Source organism: Sandaracinobacteroides hominis (assembly GCF_016464365.1).
Taxonomy (GTDB): Bacteria; Pseudomonadota; Alphaproteobacteria; order Sphingomonadales; family Sphingomonadaceae; genus Sandaracinobacteroides; species Sandaracinobacteroides hominis.
In genome coordinates this window covers 194,257-209,414 of the sequence record NZ_JADCUC010000003.1, presented here as the reverse complement: position 1 = coordinate 209,414, position 15,158 = coordinate 194,257, and the positions used below count along the sequence as shown (strand labels likewise).

Annotated in this window: 12 protein-coding genes; 9 read left to right on the top strand and 3 right to left on the bottom strand. The window is 60.2% G+C overall.

The window, feature by feature from the left end:
- Positions 1-52 precede the first annotated feature (52 nt).
- On the top strand, positions 53-667 hold the full coding sequence (locus tag IM784_RS08275) for a DUF2975 domain-containing protein (RefSeq protein WP_199554845.1): 615 nt from the start codon (positions 53-55) through the stop codon (positions 665-667).
- Positions 667-909, top strand: coding sequence for a helix-turn-helix domain-containing protein (locus IM784_RS08270; protein ID WP_199554844.1), 243 nt, complete (start codon positions 667-669; stop codon positions 907-909). Before IM784_RS08275 ends, IM784_RS08270 begins: the two co-directional genes overlap by 1 nt.
- A 706-nt stretch (positions 910-1,615) precedes the next feature.
- Here IM784_RS08270 and IM784_RS08265 read toward each other — a convergent pair.
- Positions 1,616-5,941, bottom strand: coding sequence for an NACHT domain-containing protein (locus tag IM784_RS08265; protein ID WP_199554843.1), 4,326 nt, complete (start codon positions 5,939-5,941; stop codon positions 1,616-1,618).
- A gap of 145 nt (positions 5,942-6,086) precedes the next feature.
- Positions 6,087-7,397: a hypothetical protein gene (locus tag IM784_RS08260; protein WP_235976704.1), complete on the bottom strand. Its 1,311-nt coding sequence runs from the start codon at positions 7,395-7,397 to the stop codon at positions 6,087-6,089.
- Between the two features lie 440 nt (positions 7,398-7,837).
- On the opposite strand from IM784_RS08260, the gene IM784_RS08255 reads away from it, so the two are divergent.
- From IM784_RS08255 to IM784_RS08235, 5 genes are all read left to right on the top strand, one after another.
- Positions 7,838-8,125 carry an RNA polymerase sigma factor gene (locus IM784_RS08255; protein WP_207791709.1) on the top strand — a complete coding sequence of 96 codons (288 nt, stop codon included), beginning with the start codon at positions 7,838-7,840 and terminating at the stop codon, positions 8,123-8,125.
- A gap of 91 nt (positions 8,126-8,216) precedes the next feature.
- Positions 8,217-9,128: a HEPN domain-containing protein gene (locus tag IM784_RS08250; protein ID WP_199554841.1), complete on the top strand. Its 912-nt coding sequence runs from the start codon at positions 8,217-8,219 to the stop codon at positions 9,126-9,128.
- A 434-nt stretch (positions 9,129-9,562) separates the two neighbouring features.
- Complete coding sequence (gene rlxS, locus IM784_RS08245) at positions 9,563-11,512, top strand: relaxase/mobilization nuclease RlxS (RefSeq protein ID WP_199554840.1); 1,950 nt, start codon at positions 9,563-9,565, stop codon at positions 11,510-11,512.
- A 72-nt stretch (positions 11,513-11,584) separates the two neighbouring features.
- Entirely contained in the window at positions 11,585-12,007 is a 423-nt protein-coding gene (locus IM784_RS08240) for a CopG family transcriptional regulator (RefSeq protein WP_199554839.1), read from the top strand.
- A complete protein-coding gene (locus tag IM784_RS08235; RefSeq protein WP_199554838.1) occupies positions 12,004-12,198 on the top strand; it encodes a helix-turn-helix domain-containing protein in 195 nt (64 codons plus the stop codon). Before IM784_RS08240 ends, IM784_RS08235 begins: the two co-directional genes overlap by 4 nt.
- Positions 12,199-12,972: 774 nt before the next feature.
- Here IM784_RS08235 and IM784_RS08230 read toward each other — a convergent pair.
- Complete coding sequence (locus IM784_RS08230) at positions 12,973-13,602, bottom strand: AbiV family abortive infection protein (RefSeq protein ID WP_199554837.1); 630 nt, start codon at positions 13,600-13,602, stop codon at positions 12,973-12,975.
- A 190-nt stretch (positions 13,603-13,792) separates the two neighbouring features.
- Here IM784_RS08230 and IM784_RS08225 point away from each other — a divergent pair, with 190 nt between their 5' ends.
- Together IM784_RS08225 and IM784_RS08220 are read left to right on the top strand one after the other, a co-directional pair.
- Positions 13,793-14,449: a hypothetical protein gene (locus tag IM784_RS08225; protein WP_199554836.1), complete on the top strand. Its 657-nt coding sequence runs from the start codon at positions 13,793-13,795 to the stop codon at positions 14,447-14,449.
- A 2-nt stretch (positions 14,450-14,451) separates the two neighbouring features.
- Complete coding sequence (locus IM784_RS08220; RefSeq protein WP_199554835.1) at positions 14,452-15,141, top strand: PIN domain-containing protein; 690 nt, start codon at positions 14,452-14,454, stop codon at positions 15,139-15,141.
- Positions 15,142-15,158 lie beyond the last annotated feature (17 nt).

The following is a 15,158-nucleotide window of genomic DNA, read 5'->3' as shown; positions in this document are numbered from 1 at the left end:
CGGTTCGATTAGGATAGATAAATAATTATTGTATCACAATAAGGAATTTCCGTTGGCCACAATTTCCAACGTCGTCCACCTTTCGCCCCCGCCGCTTGCGCAACCGGAATCGCGGCCGCAGCTGAAGGGCCCGATGCGTGTCGCAAGCCGGGTTCTGGCAAATGTCCTCCTGGTGTCGGCTGCGCTGTTTGCGCTGGCCGTGCTCGGCGTGCTGGTTGCGATGGTTTTCTATCGTGGCGACGGCTTGCAGATCGGCGCCACCGGCATGTGGCTGGGCACCGGTCAGGGGCCCCCGGGTTACCAAGCGTTCGGCTCGCTGCCGTTGCATCACCGGCTGATCTACGTGCTGGTCGGCCTCGTCCGCTATACGCCCGCGCTACTGATCCTGCTGAACCTGTCCGCCCTGTTCCGCCTCTATGCGCAGGGTTCGGTCTTTGGCCGCAGCAACGCCATGCACCTGCGCGCCGTCGGCCTGTGGCTGGTCGTCGACGCGGTGCTGCCCTTCGTCGTCCATCTCCTTCTCTCCGCCACGGGCTACGAGATCGACCGCAACTGGATGCACATCGCCAGCCTGCAGAAACTGTTCGCAGGGGCGATGCTTTTTGTCATCGCCGAGGTGATGAAGGTCGGCAGCGAGATCGAGGAAGAAAGGAGCCAGTTCGTCTGATGCCCATCATCGTCCGCCTTGACGTCATGCTTGCCCGGCGCAAGATCCGCTCCAACGAACTTGCGCGACAGATCGGCATCACGGAAGCCAATCTGTCGTTGCTGAAGGCCGGTAAGGTGAAGGGAATACGCTTCGCGACGCTGGAAGCGATTTGCGACTATCTCCAATGCCAGCCAGGAGACCTGTTGGAATATGTGCCAGAAACCGGAGCAGGGGAAGAACGGGCGCGGCTTGCCGGCTGAGTGATAGGGGATTCCGTCCGCGGGCACTCTCCAGCTTCTCGAGGTTGCAATGAGACGGGTGGACGTCGGCGGACGTGAAATGGGCTGCAGGAATCGAATAACTAAAATTATCGGTTTGTTTTCAAAATCATATCGCGTTTTTTTGTTTTTCTGAGGCCCCCAATTTGGCCCCCTTTCCCAGATAAGCCACGGGTTCTGCGCACTTTTCTCAATGTCGGCTTGTCTCAAAACTGCCCATTTGAGCCCATTCGATCTCAAGGCAACCTACTGATACAATTGCCAAAAGAACATCCAGACCTGGTCCAAGAGGGCAATGCGGTGACACATTTCAACGGAAGCAGACTTGCAGCAATTTCTGATCTCTCATACGCGCAAAGTGATCGCTAGGTCGCACGGTATCCCGCAGTATCTCACGACGCACGTGAGGCTCTTAGACAGTACCAGAATGGGAAGTCTGGAAGGAGCCGATTGCGGAATGGCCGGTTTCAGATCCTGCGTTGTAATGGTTGCCCTTCAGGGCTCCGCTCAATTTAAGCAGCGAGCGCCAACCGATCGACCATCTGTGTGCGGCAAATCGGCTCGTCGGAAGCAGTCGGTCGTTCAGCATGCTATTCTGGCCAAACCTCAGGTTGATTGGACCGCTTCCTCGCAATCCGGGTTCCAAGTGCACCGCGCGGCCTCGTTGATCTCAAAAGTGGCCTGGAAACTAATCTGCGATTACATTTGGATCGGGCGTTATGATCGGCCACGGTTTGCCGGAGGCAAGATCGGGGTGGCGCGGCTCTGAAACGGGGGCGCCGCGTTCGTCTCGAATTTCGTCAATAGCGGTCAGACAACGCGCGGCGGCATCCTTAGGACCGCCATTGGCTGTCCGCGCGAGAAGCGCTTGCCGCAATTCGGCGGCTGCAACCGGAACTACGTTGTAGGCATTGCTCCAGTTCTCGACAGGGACGTGTTCGGTGACAACGGCTTCGATCGCGCGCCAATCCAACATGGATCGCTTCTGTTTGCTCTCCATATCGACCAAGAGCAGCAAACCCTCGCCATCGGGGCTTTCGGTCACGGCCCTTGCAAGAAGCGCGAGAGCTGGTGACGACGCACCCTCTTTCAGCAAGTCATAGACCTGCCTGCGCACTTCCGGGAATTTTTCAATCAGTGCGCCAAGTTCGCGCGACGACCGCCAGCCATCGACCGATCTGGCGTTAAAGACGCCGTTCGCCGTAAGCTCAATGAGCCGCTGCGCGGATGAGACTGTCCCCAGCTTGAGCGCCGCCGCGCGCCATTGGTAGTTCTCGTAGAATCGCGGGTCTTGTTCAGCGAGATCGAACAAGGTCTCTTCCGCGCCCGCCGAGGGGGTTGCGGCGAATGCGTCAACCATTCCCTCCAGAAAGCGCGGCTCCCGCTGCGCCTCCGGCATGCCGCGCACAACATCAAGCGTCGCGGCGGGTTGTTTCGTGAAGGGCAATAGTTGCAACCAGGCGCGCAGTTCATAACCGTCGCTTTGGGTGAGTATCCATGTTTCCTTTTTCGCCGCCTCGAAGGTCTCCGCAACGCCATCGGTGACGAGTTGGCTGTCGATTTCTGAACCCGAGAGAATGAGGTTCAACAGCAGCTTGGAACGTGCACGGCGGGACGTCAGGGAAACAAGTTTCTCAATCGTGGCGACGCGCTGGCCATGCGGCAAACGCACAGCCACGATACCAAGTTCGGCTGCGAGCCGCTTTTGGTCGACCGTCGCGCCATCCGTGATAAGCGTTTCGATAACGGAGAAAATTGCTTCCGCCGCGTCCGAGGTTGCGGCGGGATCGGCGGCACGGGCGGCGCGCTTTTCCGCCACGCCGCTGAAATCCGGCCCGCCAATGAAACGCTGGTTCGGTGGCGGTTCGTTTGCGGCTTTCCAGTGTGCGGCGAGGACGCAGGCCGCGAGTTCGCCAAAGTGCGGATCGCTGAGATATTCGCTCATAAGCGAAGTCGTTTCCGGCGATTCAATCGCCATGAACGCACGCATATATTCGTGCGTCATGGGCCAGCTCGCCTCGTCCCGTGCCTTGCCTTGCCGCCAGCCTGCGGCAGCGGCTTCTTCCCGGAAGGCGCGGTAACGGCGTAGATTCTCGTCCAGCATCCGCTTCAAGAGAGGAAGCAAGCTCACATTCGGCGCGCGGCGTGCAAGCGTTGCCACGCTTGCAATATGCCGCCGTTCCGCATCACCGGACGCCAAAACGCGATTGCCCCAATCTTCGATGAGCACACGGATAGCGGTGAGGCTTTCCGCATCGAAAGGACGGCCCCGGTCGGCCTCATCGGGGTGACGTGACAGCAACTCTGCCAGACGTGCCATCTGCTCGTCATCCGCTTCAGCGGCGCGGGTCTGTATGGCGGCAACAAGGCCCGCCCCCGGCACATGCGCAATACGTGATTCAATGCAGTGATAACGGTCGGCAGCCGCTTTATCATATTTGCCATCGACATCGCGCAGCCGTGTCGCCGCATCCAACAGCGCATCGACCATGCGCCCTACAGATTGGGGGCCGAGAACGGAGGCAGCGGCTTCCGCCTGGTCATCAAGGTGTGCGGTTTCTGCCAGCGCACGCCGCAGCAGATCATCGTCTTCAAGCGCGAAACCTGCACTGGCGAGAATATCGTCCGCGCCAATGAATAGATTGCGGCCCGCGCGCACCCGCGCCAGCAAGCCCTCCGCCACAGCCTGCGGATAACGGTTCCACGCTTCATAGATGAGCCGCACCGACGCATCCTGCCGATCCCCAATCTCCATCTCTGCGATGATGGCGGTGAGTTCGGCGCTCCTGTCCTCGGTATCGCTGGCGAAAATGATCGGGTGCAGCTGGTCATAAGTGGACATGCCGCTTTCTACGTGTCGCTTGCGCGCAGCGGCGATCCCTTGCTGCACAGCCTCGTCATTCACTTCGTCAACAACGTTCCTTCGCGCGACCAGATCAAAGGTTGCGTCTTTTGCGTCGTGCAGCAGTTCGGCGATATGGCGGGCGGCACGGCGGAATGCCAAGGCGTAAACGACGGATGCCTGCACCTCCGGATCGGGATCATCCTTCGCAACCGCCGTTGCGAGATTGAGGCCGTCAATGCCGCTGTGAAACGCCATTTCATGCAGGAAGACAGCGCGTACCTGCGCTGGCAGAGCTTTAATACGCTTTGCCGCGTCCGGCCCCAGCAAGGACGGCCGAAAACGTCTGCAATTACGCAGCGCCTTGAGGCTGACCTGATCGTTCTCTTGTGTGATGAGCGGCCAGATGCGGTCAAGGAATTCCGGACGCCCTGAATTCATCATGAAGCGAAAGGCGCGGTCGCATTTGCCGGGTGCATGCCAATGGCCGATACGTTCCTGGATCGTCGCCGCGATGGAGAACCAGACTTTGTCAGTCGCGCGGTAGATCATTTCGGCGGCAAGGATGGGATCAACCTCGAAAGCGGCGAGAATGGCCTTTCCACAGGCGGCGGCCTCGGACGCTCCACACCGCGCCATCCGTTCGACCGCGAAGAGGATAGATTCTTCCCATGTCGGCAGATTGAAGATTTCCGCTTTCAGCGCTTCGCGCCCCTGGGGATCGTCCACTTCGCTGATGATCCGGTGCTCGACCGTGTGCGACGCATACCATTCCTGCAACTGCTGGTGCTGGAATGAAACGCCGGGCGTATCACCGGCGCGCATGAGCACATGGCTGTTGACCAGAACGTCCAGCACGTCACCGGGATCGGGTTGAGAATTCAACGTCAACTGTCCGTTCTGGACGAGCAGCGCTGCCGTTTCAGAGATCGACCGCCGCGCATTGTTGACCGCGATGGCGGTATTAGCGGTCTGCGAGGCAAAAACGGCAAGGCCGCCCAGAAAATCTTCCTGAAAACCCCTCGCCACGGCATGCAGGGCCTCTGCATGGCTCGCCTCTTTTTCGTGTGCGGCGACGAAGTGCCGCAAGACTTCCTCTTGCGTGGTCGGAAACGGCGCGTTTTCGGGAAGGGAAAGCAAGGCCGACAGATAAAGCGGTATCGTCACAAGCTCGCGCACGCCGGTTGTGCGCCAAGCCTGGTCAATGGCCTTCGCCCCCGTATCGCCACGCATGGCGACGGCGATCTGCATTTGCTGTTCCTCGCTGAGCGGCAAAAGATCGACGCGCGTTCCCGCGAACGGCACGTCAAGCGCCTGCCTGCGCGTGGAGAGGACAAGTCCGAGTTCCGGCAATTCTGCCTTGAGTGTTTCGACTTGCACGCGGGCGCGCTTGCGCGCTTCCGCGTCCAGTTCATTCCAACCGTCCAGCAACAGCACGATGCCGGGAAGGTTTGCCGCCGCGCGGAAATCACCTTCCGAAATGCCCTTGAGCGCGGGACGCTTGAGGATCGCGCCGAGAACCGTCGCGTCTTCCGTCGCCCAATCGCCGAGCGGCACGATAAAAGGCGTGCCGCTGCCGTCCGCCAGCATAGCTTCGGCGATCTGGAAGAGCGTCGTCGTTTTGCCCATGCCGGGCGGTGCGACGAGGATCAAATCATCCAATGACACGACAGCACGCGCGATTGCGTTTGTCGTTGCAGGCTCGCCGAGTCCGTCCACTTCGAGCCTGAGCGGAACTGGCGTGGAGGGCCATTTCGCCGTGTTCCTGAACACAGCGAGATCAGCTTCGGCGGCATTGCAAAGCCGCACATGCAAATCGTCATGGGGTTGCCCTGCGGACGCGGTAGATGCGTCATTGCGCAATACGCGCCGCCAGGATTCCTTTTGCGCCAGCTCTTTCCACTCGCGCAGGCGTTCGACGGTGAATTCCTGCACGTCTGAGTCAATGGCCTTGCCGTGGTCACGGCACATCCAGATGCCGTTTTTAGCCGAGGAACGCTCTGCAGGCGTCATCTTCTCGTCATAGCGCGGCCCGCCGGGCGCTGCGGCACAGATATGAGCCGCCGTGCCGATATTAATTACGCCATCGCCATCCGCAGTCGCGCCGACCGTCAACGTGCGGCACGACGGAAACGAACAAAGCCAGCCCGCGCCCTTCGCGATCTGGAGCACTGTCTTCTGAGGAAAATCGTCTCTATTTCTTGCCAAGGCCGATGCTCAAATATCTTCACCTCAAATAGGGTATAGACCGAATATAGCGCTCCGGGGCGCACAATAAACAACCTGAATATTGTGGTTTTTCACATATTGTGACCATTTATCCTTTGACGATCCGCGCCCTCGTCAGGCCATGCACAAGGGTTATCAACTCTTGCATGTGCTGGTCTCCTTCCGCCGTAGACCACGGCGCAGCCATTTCGCCGTGCATGACCGAGTTGCGGAGTTTTTGCCATGTGCCGACATGCGCCGCATCGATTTTTCCGGCCTTGGCCGTATCGCGCAGGAACGCAAGGACGCTGCGCTGCCTGACAAGGCCGAGATTGGACAGCATGCGCCTCCGAAGCGCGTCATCACCGTCCCAAGCCCGGAGGTGCTTTTCCATCGCAGCCAAGACATCGTCGGAGAACTCCGACCGCTTGTCGCTTTCGTTCATCAGTGATTTCGCCAACGCCTCAACCGTGCTGGCGAGCGTGAGCAGGATGCTCCAGCGGGAGCCGCGCTGCGCCTGCCAAAGTTCCTCATAAAGGCGCGTCACTTCGTGACTTTGCATGTCTGCCGTATCGCCGTCCGCCGCCACCATCGATAGAATATCGGCGTAGAGCTGCCAGAACCGCTCGCCATGTGTGCGGTCGGGCCCCACAGGCTGCATCAGGCCAAAGGGCGACGGCGACACCTGCCGTGGCGCGGGAAGCAGGGTCACGAAGGCCGAACCGTCACCGAAGTTCCGCGCGGTGAGCCGGGGATAAACGACTGCGCCCATCAGGATACGCAGCGGCTCTGACAGCCAGCGTTCTGCATCGGGGTGACGGAGCTGATCGCTTGTATCGGCGGTCAACCACAATCCGTCCCCGGACAGGTCATGGGCGAAGACGACCTGGGTGCCGAGGACGTCGATCACCTGCTGTCCCGGTCCCCGGCTCCAGCCAAGCTCTTCTTCGCCGAGAGTCGTTGTCGTCATCATCCATTCGTTCATGGGCAAATGAAAGGGCGGCAAGAATAACAACTCTACGCTGCTGTCCTTCGCGACCCAGGGGCCGGTGACTTTCGTGCTTAGCCCCTGCAATTCTCCGGTGAGCGGCCAGCCATGCTTGTGGTCGGTGAAGAAATCCACGGCAGTATAACCGCCTGCCCATTCGTTGCCCTCATAATCGGTGGCGAAGAGGCGGAACTGTTCAAGGGCGTCATAGGGATTTTCGCGCGCCGAAATCATCTTGCGCCAAGACGCGCCGCCGTCTGCCGCGCTGCCATACATCGAGAAACGGATGCTAGAGGAACCGTCGGCTTCAATCCGGCCAGGGCCGGAGACAATGGTGCCTTCAAAATCCCTGCCAACCAGCCGCATGTCGCTGCACTCCAGTGTGCAGGCATTGCTAAATAGCCGTTTCCAATGTGAAAGCGTTTGCATCATCACTGCCCCAACAAGATTCGCTACGCACCCCACTAAGCTGGGTTTTTCGGCCAACTGAATGACGGACCGCTTATCTCAATCGCCGACCAACATTATAGCCACAGTGAGCGCTCCGATCGAATGTCTGCTCTTAGAATCGGCCAAGGCGGCTCGAACGGCCGGGATGGAGCGCAAAACGGACATGCAATTCGACGACTGCGCAGTATTGCGGATCGGTGACCGGGGGGCTCGATTTGTCGACCGTGCTTCCACCACAGCAGCGAGTGCGGTCGTCGGTTTCCTCTAGGCCCGTGCCGGCGGTCTGCAAGCCGGTTCCCGGCTCCTTCACTTCGTTACGGCCTTCGGTGCAGTCCGCCTCATTGCACGGGCCTTCCGGGCACCTCTCGCCGCCCACCCTCGCCACTCCGGCGATCCGGTGATGGATCGGCTGGAGATCGCAGATGTCCTGGTTCAAACGCCCCTCTCAACCATTCGACACCGAGCTGAACTGCAGCCCGCAAATGGCGCTGGCGATCCGGTCGCTGCCCGAAGAACTGCAAACCGTTGTCCGCCTGCGCCGTGCCGTGGGCCTCACGGTCCCGCAAACCGCAGAACGGTTGGGCCTCACGGAACAGGAGACCCTACGTCTTCTGGCGCGTGCGATGGCCCGCATCACGATGCATCTGGGCGAGCAGGAGCGAGCGGCACAGGCGGAACAAGCCCAACAGCGCTTCCGATGGCGGCGCTGATCGGGTGGAAGCCAGAAGTGACGGCCCTTCCTTCCACCTGCCCTGCACTTTGTGCTTGGCATCACTCAGCAAAACCGCGAGTCTTAGTGTCATGAAGAGCAGCCTCGACCATCTGCCTGAAGGCAAGCAGCGCGAACTGGCGCATGCGGTCGAGCGCGTGCGGGAAGGGTTCGCGCGGGCCACGGCGCAACGCACCCAGCCCCGCTATCGCAACGGCAAGCTGCTGAAGATCATCCTGTTCGGAAGCTACGCCAGAGGCGACTGGATCGAGGATCCGGTCGGCCGCTACTTCTCGGATTTTGATCTGCTGGTGGTGGTGAACCACGAGGATCTGACCGACATCGCTGAGTTCTGGGAGAAGACCGAGACCGGGCTGCTGGCGGACCTGTCAGGAGGCACGGTCCTGCGCACGCCCGTCAGCCTGATCTATCACAGCCTGGACGATGTGAACGAGAAACTGGGCCTCGGCCGCTACTTCTTCATAGATATCCTGCGCGATGGAATCCTGTTGTTCGAGGAGCCTGGACACCCGTTCGTCGAGCCCCGTCCGCTGTCGCCGGAGCAGGCGCTGAAAGAGACGCAGGACTATTTCGAAGACTGGTTTCAGACCGCACAGCAGTTCTACCGACAACACGAGCATGCCTTCGCCGACGGCGCGTTGAACATAGCGGCATTCGACCTGCATCAGGCGGTCGAGCGGCTCTATCATTGTCTCTTTCTGGTCCGCACCCTGTACAGTCCCAAGACCCATAATCTGAACCGGCTGCGTGATCTGGCGGAGGAACTGGAACCGTCGCTGAAGGCGGTCTGGCCGCGCAATAGCCGGTTCGAAAAGCGCTGTTATGCGCTTCTTCGCGATGCCTATGTGAAGGCCCGCTACTCTCGTTCCTACCGCATCACAGACGAGCAGCTGGCGTGGATTGCGGAGCGCGTCACGCTGCTGCAAAGCCTCGTCCGCGAGGCGTGTGAGACGCGTATAGAGGACCTCGCAAAGGCCGCCTGACCCGCCTCGATCGCCGCCAATCTGGCGCGATTTTTCCCATCAAACTGCCCTTAAGTCAGCCCGTTTTCCGGCAGCAAATGGCCTCGCTTGCTGTCCCGGAACAGCGTCTTTTGCACCCATATCCCCCTTTTCCGGAATTGACGGCGGCATCCACAGCCGTCCGCGCGTCAGTGGCTGGGCCTGGGGTTTGGGCAGGTTGAGGGCGGCTGGATGGTGCCGGGAGAGGTGGAATAAGGGATGGCAAGATAGAAAGGATTGGCTCCCAACGGTCGCCAACCCATTGTCTGCACATCCTTTTCTTTGGAGCACTGTTCGGACCATTGCCTCCACCGCCCGCTAAGGCGCTGGTAGACCACGCCTTTCTGTGGAGCACCTTGAAGGGCGGGATGCGGCACCCTCAATCCGCGGGCTGACACTCTAGCGGGAGCTCTCCGATGCCCGACGATGACTTCGCCCTCTGGCTTGGCCGTATCGGTCAGGACCGCCCGATGCGGCATCGCATGCGCGCAGCGGTCAACCGCGCTGGCGGTCGGGTAAAGGCCGGCGGCAGCACGTTCACCGGGGTGCGGATCGGACGCGGCGCGGGCATCGGCGCCATGCTGGCGTCTCCGGACTATCGCAGCGGCGCATCCGGCCGCCGGGTGATCGTGAAGGCCCGCATCGTGAAGCTGGCTGGCAAGGGCCTTGGCGGCGCGACCGCACACCTGCGTTACCTGCAACGCGATGGTACCACCCGTGAGGGCGAACGTGGGGAGCTTTACGGCCCCGGCGATGAAGCCATCGACGGCAGGGCGTTCCTCGATCGCGGGGCCGGTGATCGCCACCAGTTCCGGTTCATTGTCGCACCGGAAGATGGCGCAGAATATGAAGACCTCAAACCCCTTGTCCGGCGCTGGATGAGCCGGGTGGAAGAGGATCTGGGAACCAAGCTCGACTGGGTGGCAGTTGATCACTTCAACACTGGCCACCCCCATTCCCACGTGATGCTGCGGGGGAAAGATGATCGTGGCAAGGATCTGGTGATCGCCCGCAACTACATGACTCATGGCCTGCGAGGCCGTGCAGCCGAGCTTGTCGACCTCGACCTTGGCCCGCGATCGACAGCGGAACTGCTGCGCGCGGCAGCGCGCGAGATCGACCAGGAACGGCTGACCAACATCGACCGGCGGTTGCTGCGGTCGATTGGAGAGGATGGGGTCGTCGTGGCCGCGCATCGGGACAGCGTGGAGCAGTCGCTGCGCGCAGGTCGGCTGCAGACGCTGGGGCGCATGGGGTTGGCCGACGACATGGGCCACGGCCGCTGGAAGCTGGCCGATGGTCTGGAAGGAACCTTGCGTCGCATGGGCGAGCGGAACGATATCATTCGCACGATGCAGAGGGACCTGCGCGATCATGTGCCCGAGCGGATCGCCGAAGACATGTTGATCCATGACTCCGCCGCCTTTCCCTCCCCAGTCGTCGGCAAGGTGATCTCCAGAGGGCTGTCCGACGAGCATGCCGACCGCCACTATCTGATCGTTGACGGAAGAGACGGCATCAGCCGCTACATCGATGTCGGGCTCAGCCAGACCGAGACCCCGACTGGAAGTGTAGTGCAGGTCAGCCCGGCAGTTGCTGCAGTCCGGCAGGTGGATCGCACCATTGCCGAGGTCGCTGCTGCCAATGGCGGAATCTACTCGATCGACCAGCATCTGTTCCACGATCCAAAGGCCAGCGAGGCGTTCGTGCAGACGCATGTGCGCCGGCTGGAAGCGATCCGACGCGCCACTGGCGCAGTTGATCGGCAGTCCGATGGCAGCTGGATCATAGCGCCTGACCATCTCCAGCGGGTCGAAGCCTATGAACACCAGAAGGCAAGCCTCATACCCGTTCGGATCGAGACCCTCTCCGTCCGGCCGGTCGAACAGCTAGCCCGGCACAACGGCGTGACCTGGCTCGACAAGGAGCTGCTGTCGGAGGCTCCGGCCGAGCTCGGGCGTGGGTTCGGGGTCGAGGTGCGGCGGGCGATGCTGCTGCGCCAGCAATGGCTGATCGAGGAGGATCTGCTGGTACAGAAAGGCGAGCAGGTGCTGGCGCGGCCCAACATGCTGACGCAACTCCAGCAGCGGGAGTTGCGCACAGTGGCGACCCAGCTCTCCAGCGAGCTCGGGCTGCCGTTCCGCGAGGCCGAGAGCGGTGAAAATCTGGAAGGCGTCTATCGCAAGGCGGTGACCATCAGCGGCAGCAGGTTCGCGCTGGTTGAACGAGCGCGGGACTTCACGCTGGTCCCGTGGCGGGCGGAGCTGGAGCGGGAACTGGGCCGGCAGGTGTCGGGCATCATGCGCGACAGCGGCAGCATCAGCTGGACCATCGGGCGCGGGAGATCAGGTCCGAGCATCGGCTGACATCAGAAGCGCCTTCCTGCACCCAGAAGTACCCTATGGGCGGGCAGCAGCAGACGGCATCATGCCTTCACCATGAAAACGCTGAAAACCCGGCATCAGTTCTACCTGCCCGACGAGCTGTCGGCGAAGCTGGATCAGCTGGCATCCAAGCCCGGCAACTCCAAGAGCAGCATCCTGACCGAGGCGCTCGCCAGCTGGTTCGAGCGCAAGGCGGTCAACGAGCTGGACGATCGGTTCTCACCACGAATGGACAGGCAGCTAAGGGTCCTGAACCGCGTGGAGAGCACGCTCAACGTCGCCGCCGAAATGCTGGATCTCTACGTCCAGCACCAGATGACCCTACTGGCCTACCAGCCGCCGTTCGATGAGGAGAGCAACAGTCTCGGAAAGCGGCGCTACCGCCTGTTCATGGATCAGGTCGCGCGCAGGCTTGGCGCCAATCAGGGCTTGGCACGGATCACGCTCAGCCATGATGGTCAGGAGAGGAAGCCATGAATCCCATCACGCCCGAGCCGCTGACGGTGCGGATCAAGGAGGCATGCCGGATTACCGGCATCGGGCGGTCCAAGCTCTATGAGCTGATTGCAGAGGGTGAGATCGAGGTCATCAAGGTGGGGGCGATGACGCTCGTACCGGTCGAGGGGCTTAGAGCATTCATCGGAAAGGCGCGGGAAGAGCGTCAGTGACCTGCGCACGAATGCTGGAGAAGGGGCCCAAAGTCACTTGTTTGGGACAGGGTTCTGGACTGTGAGCTTTCGGGCGTTGGTCGGGCAATACCGGACGTTGAAGTGCGACGGGAGCAATGCCGGCGGTCGTTCATCGCGCCTCAGAACATCATGTTAGTCAACAATCGGTTGATATTCGCCTCTCGGGGCCATCGGTGGTTCCGATTGATCGCATCAGGCTCTCCAGCGAGCTGCGGCAGGCAGACGATTGGCGGTCGCGCACGACGTCGCGGCTGACCTCGCGTGAGGCATTCGGCTTTGTCTTTATCCCCGCCAAATTGGCGCAATTCGCCGCGACAATTTATTGGTGCAGAATCCTCTACTCGACATGGTGTAAAAGAGTCTATGGCTTTAATAAATGTAGAATCCGCAGACATTCGGCGGTCTAGACGTAGCGACTAAGGGGAAAGTCGCGTTGGAAATCAAAGAAAGACTCTGTCAGGAGCTAGAAATCGTATGATTTGGTTCTGTCTGGTCAGGCGTGTTGCCAGCATCTGGCTTATTTTTGCGCGATATTCTTGTTGACGATTTCGTTTTCGACGTCGCTCATGCACACTGCTCAATCTACAATGCGCATGGCGTCAAGCAAGGCGGCGACCCGAGCCGGACGACGCTCATATTGTCGGGAACGGCGCGCGCCCCTAAGCGCTGTTGCGAATCCCAATTCTTCCAAACAACGCAGGGACGAGCCCAAACAATAGTCGATTCGTCCACTACCACATCGAATTTTGAGTTTTAGGCAGCTGCCACCTCTTCCCTCCACACGCCCAGCTTCTCGCCCATGACGAAGGTTTCCTCATTATAACCGACGAGAATGTCGTCGGCCACTTCGAGCGCGAGCAAGAGAATCTCCCTAGCCTTCGCCGGAAGGATGACTTCAGCAGGCGTTGTGGTCTCGTGCTCACCGAGCGTTGTGTATAACGCCGTTTCGCGTAGCTTGATCAGCTCTCCTCGCTGGGCATCGACTTGGAGTCTTTTGCACGCTTCCTCTCCAAGCAATTCATACAACCTACCCATAAACGTTGTCGGCCGCACGCTAATGACGTGCTTAGCCTTATGGCTAAACAATGGGTCTGAGCGGACACGCACTCCAGCATCCCCTGGACCGCGACGAAAAATTGACATCTCCGCCTTGGCGACCTCCTCCATGCTGGTCACGGCGAGAAAGACAGCGGTCCCGTACGAGCCGTTGCGAAACGCGGTCATCGCATCGTCGAGCAACCGCAGAGCGTGTTGAGAAACCTTCCTGAAGCTATGCCGCGCCAGACGGGGACCAGCAAATTGGACGGCCTTATCGACTGCTTCGAAAAAAACATCCGACGCCGCGTCCGAGAGCGGCAGCGCATTATCGTTGGTTTTGGTCATGGGCGGAGAATGTCTGCATTCCGGGATGTAGGCAAGAAGGCCCCCAAGCCCTTAGCGGTTACGCTTCTGCGCCCGTCGGCGACGATCATGTCGGCGCTTTATCGAATTCAGGCATGGAGAATCTCTGTTGGCAAACCGCCCCCAAATAGGAGACCTATGCCGAGATCAACTTTACCAAACTGGGAGTGTCATGAGCGGGATCGAAGTCTTTCAGGACATGGTGCTTACCGGTCCAGAGTCCGCACGCGAATCTCTGGCGCTGGCTCTAATGAAGGAGGTCGTCGCTCCGTGGCGCTTCGATCCAGCAGGATCGGAAAGGGCAGAGCGAAACGCGCTCGGAGACAAAGGCATCCTGATCTTCGAGCGAAAGGCATCGGCCGGTATCCAGGCGGCACGGCTCGTGCTGTGGCCCCGGGACGAGGGCTATTATGTTCCCAATATCACGCCGGCAGAGAATGGTGAATTGGGCATCACACTCTACAATCGCATCCTTTCTGAGTTTGCAGAGACGATCGCGAAGCCGGTCGCCAGACGGTTCGGCTTCGTGGTCTCCATTACATCAAGCAATCAGGACTTGGACGATTGGCTGGATCATGAGGCGGCGGTAGCCCTTCGGCGTTTCTCCGGCGCGGCCAACAAGTCCACAGGCGCAAGCCATCCGATGGATGAACGACGTTGGTTCGATTTCATTATCGCCGTACATCGGTCGGGGAAAAGGGTCGGAACGGATCATCTCGCTCGCTGGCTAGAGGATGTCGAGGGTTGGGACGAGCGGTCCGCTAATAAGCTCGCCAGCGAGTTCGAGCGCGGGATGGCGCTCCTGGAGCGGGAAGCCGAGACCCGATAGACGTGCAGATCTTCGACCTTCAGGCGATCGCTGCGCTCGGAGTGCCGGTGCTGTGCATCGACACATGTTCGGTGCTCGACATCATGCGCGATCCGACCCGCGATGACAGCCATCCCCACCATCGCGAGGTGGCCATCAACCTGGTCGACCGAATGGAAGCCGGCGAAATTGTGTGCATCGTCGCCGAGCAGGTCGAACGAGAGTTCAACGACCACGATCATCCCATCCAGGCAGAGGCTCGAGCGGCGGTCGAACGGCTTCGCCAACGAGTTGAGCAGGTCAACGAAATCCACGGAACACTTCTTCCGCCGGTTCCGATTGATCTCCTCCATTTTGATGCCGTTACCGCATCGGCGAGACAGATTGTCGGCCGCGTGCTCGACATTTCGTATCGGTCGCCCGGTTCGGCCGACATCAACAATCGGGCCATAGATCGTGTAAACCGCAACATAGCACCGGCTCGCCGAGGCAAGGACTCCATCAAGGACTGTATCGTCCTTGAAACGTATCTTGAGACTATGAGCGTTTTGCGCGGCGAGGGGTTGCTTGCGAACGCAGTCTTCCTGTCTTCGAATTCCAAAGAATATCAGGAGGGCCGAGCCTTGAAACCCGACCTCCAACCCGACTTCGCGCGGACCAACCTCGCATATGCGACGAATATGGGCCAGGCCCGTGCCTATCTCGGCTTCTAAGTACGGCATGAGGCCTC

What these genes read in the sequence shown, in the direction of transcription:
- IM784_RS08225 (WP_199554836.1), top strand. Translation starts at nt 13,793, where the DNA reads ATGAGCGGGATCGAAGTCTTTCAGGACATGGTGCTTACCGGTCCAGAG.
- rlxS (WP_199554840.1), top strand. Translation starts at nt 9,563, where the DNA reads ATGCCCGACGATGACTTCGCCCTCTGGCTTGGCCGTATCGGTCAGGAC.
- IM784_RS08255 (WP_207791709.1), top strand. Translation starts at nt 7,838, where the DNA reads ATGTCCTGGTTCAAACGCCCCTCTCAACCATTCGACACCGAGCTGAAC.
- IM784_RS08260 (WP_235976704.1), bottom strand. Translation starts at nt 7,397, where the DNA reads ATGATGCAAACGCTTTCACATTGGAAACGGCTATTTAGCAATGCCTGC.
- IM784_RS08270 (WP_199554844.1), top strand. Translation starts at nt 667, where the DNA reads ATGCCCATCATCGTCCGCCTTGACGTCATGCTTGCCCGGCGCAAGATC.
- IM784_RS08235 (WP_199554838.1), top strand. Translation starts at nt 12,004, where the DNA reads ATGAATCCCATCACGCCCGAGCCGCTGACGGTGCGGATCAAGGAGGCA.
- IM784_RS08250 (WP_199554841.1), top strand. Translation starts at nt 8,217, where the DNA reads ATGAAGAGCAGCCTCGACCATCTGCCTGAAGGCAAGCAGCGCGAACTG.
- IM784_RS08240 (WP_199554839.1), top strand. Translation starts at nt 11,585, where the DNA reads ATGAAAACGCTGAAAACCCGGCATCAGTTCTACCTGCCCGACGAGCTG.
- IM784_RS08230 (WP_199554837.1), bottom strand. Translation starts at nt 13,602, where the DNA reads ATGACCAAAACCAACGATAATGCGCTGCCGCTCTCGGACGCGGCGTCG.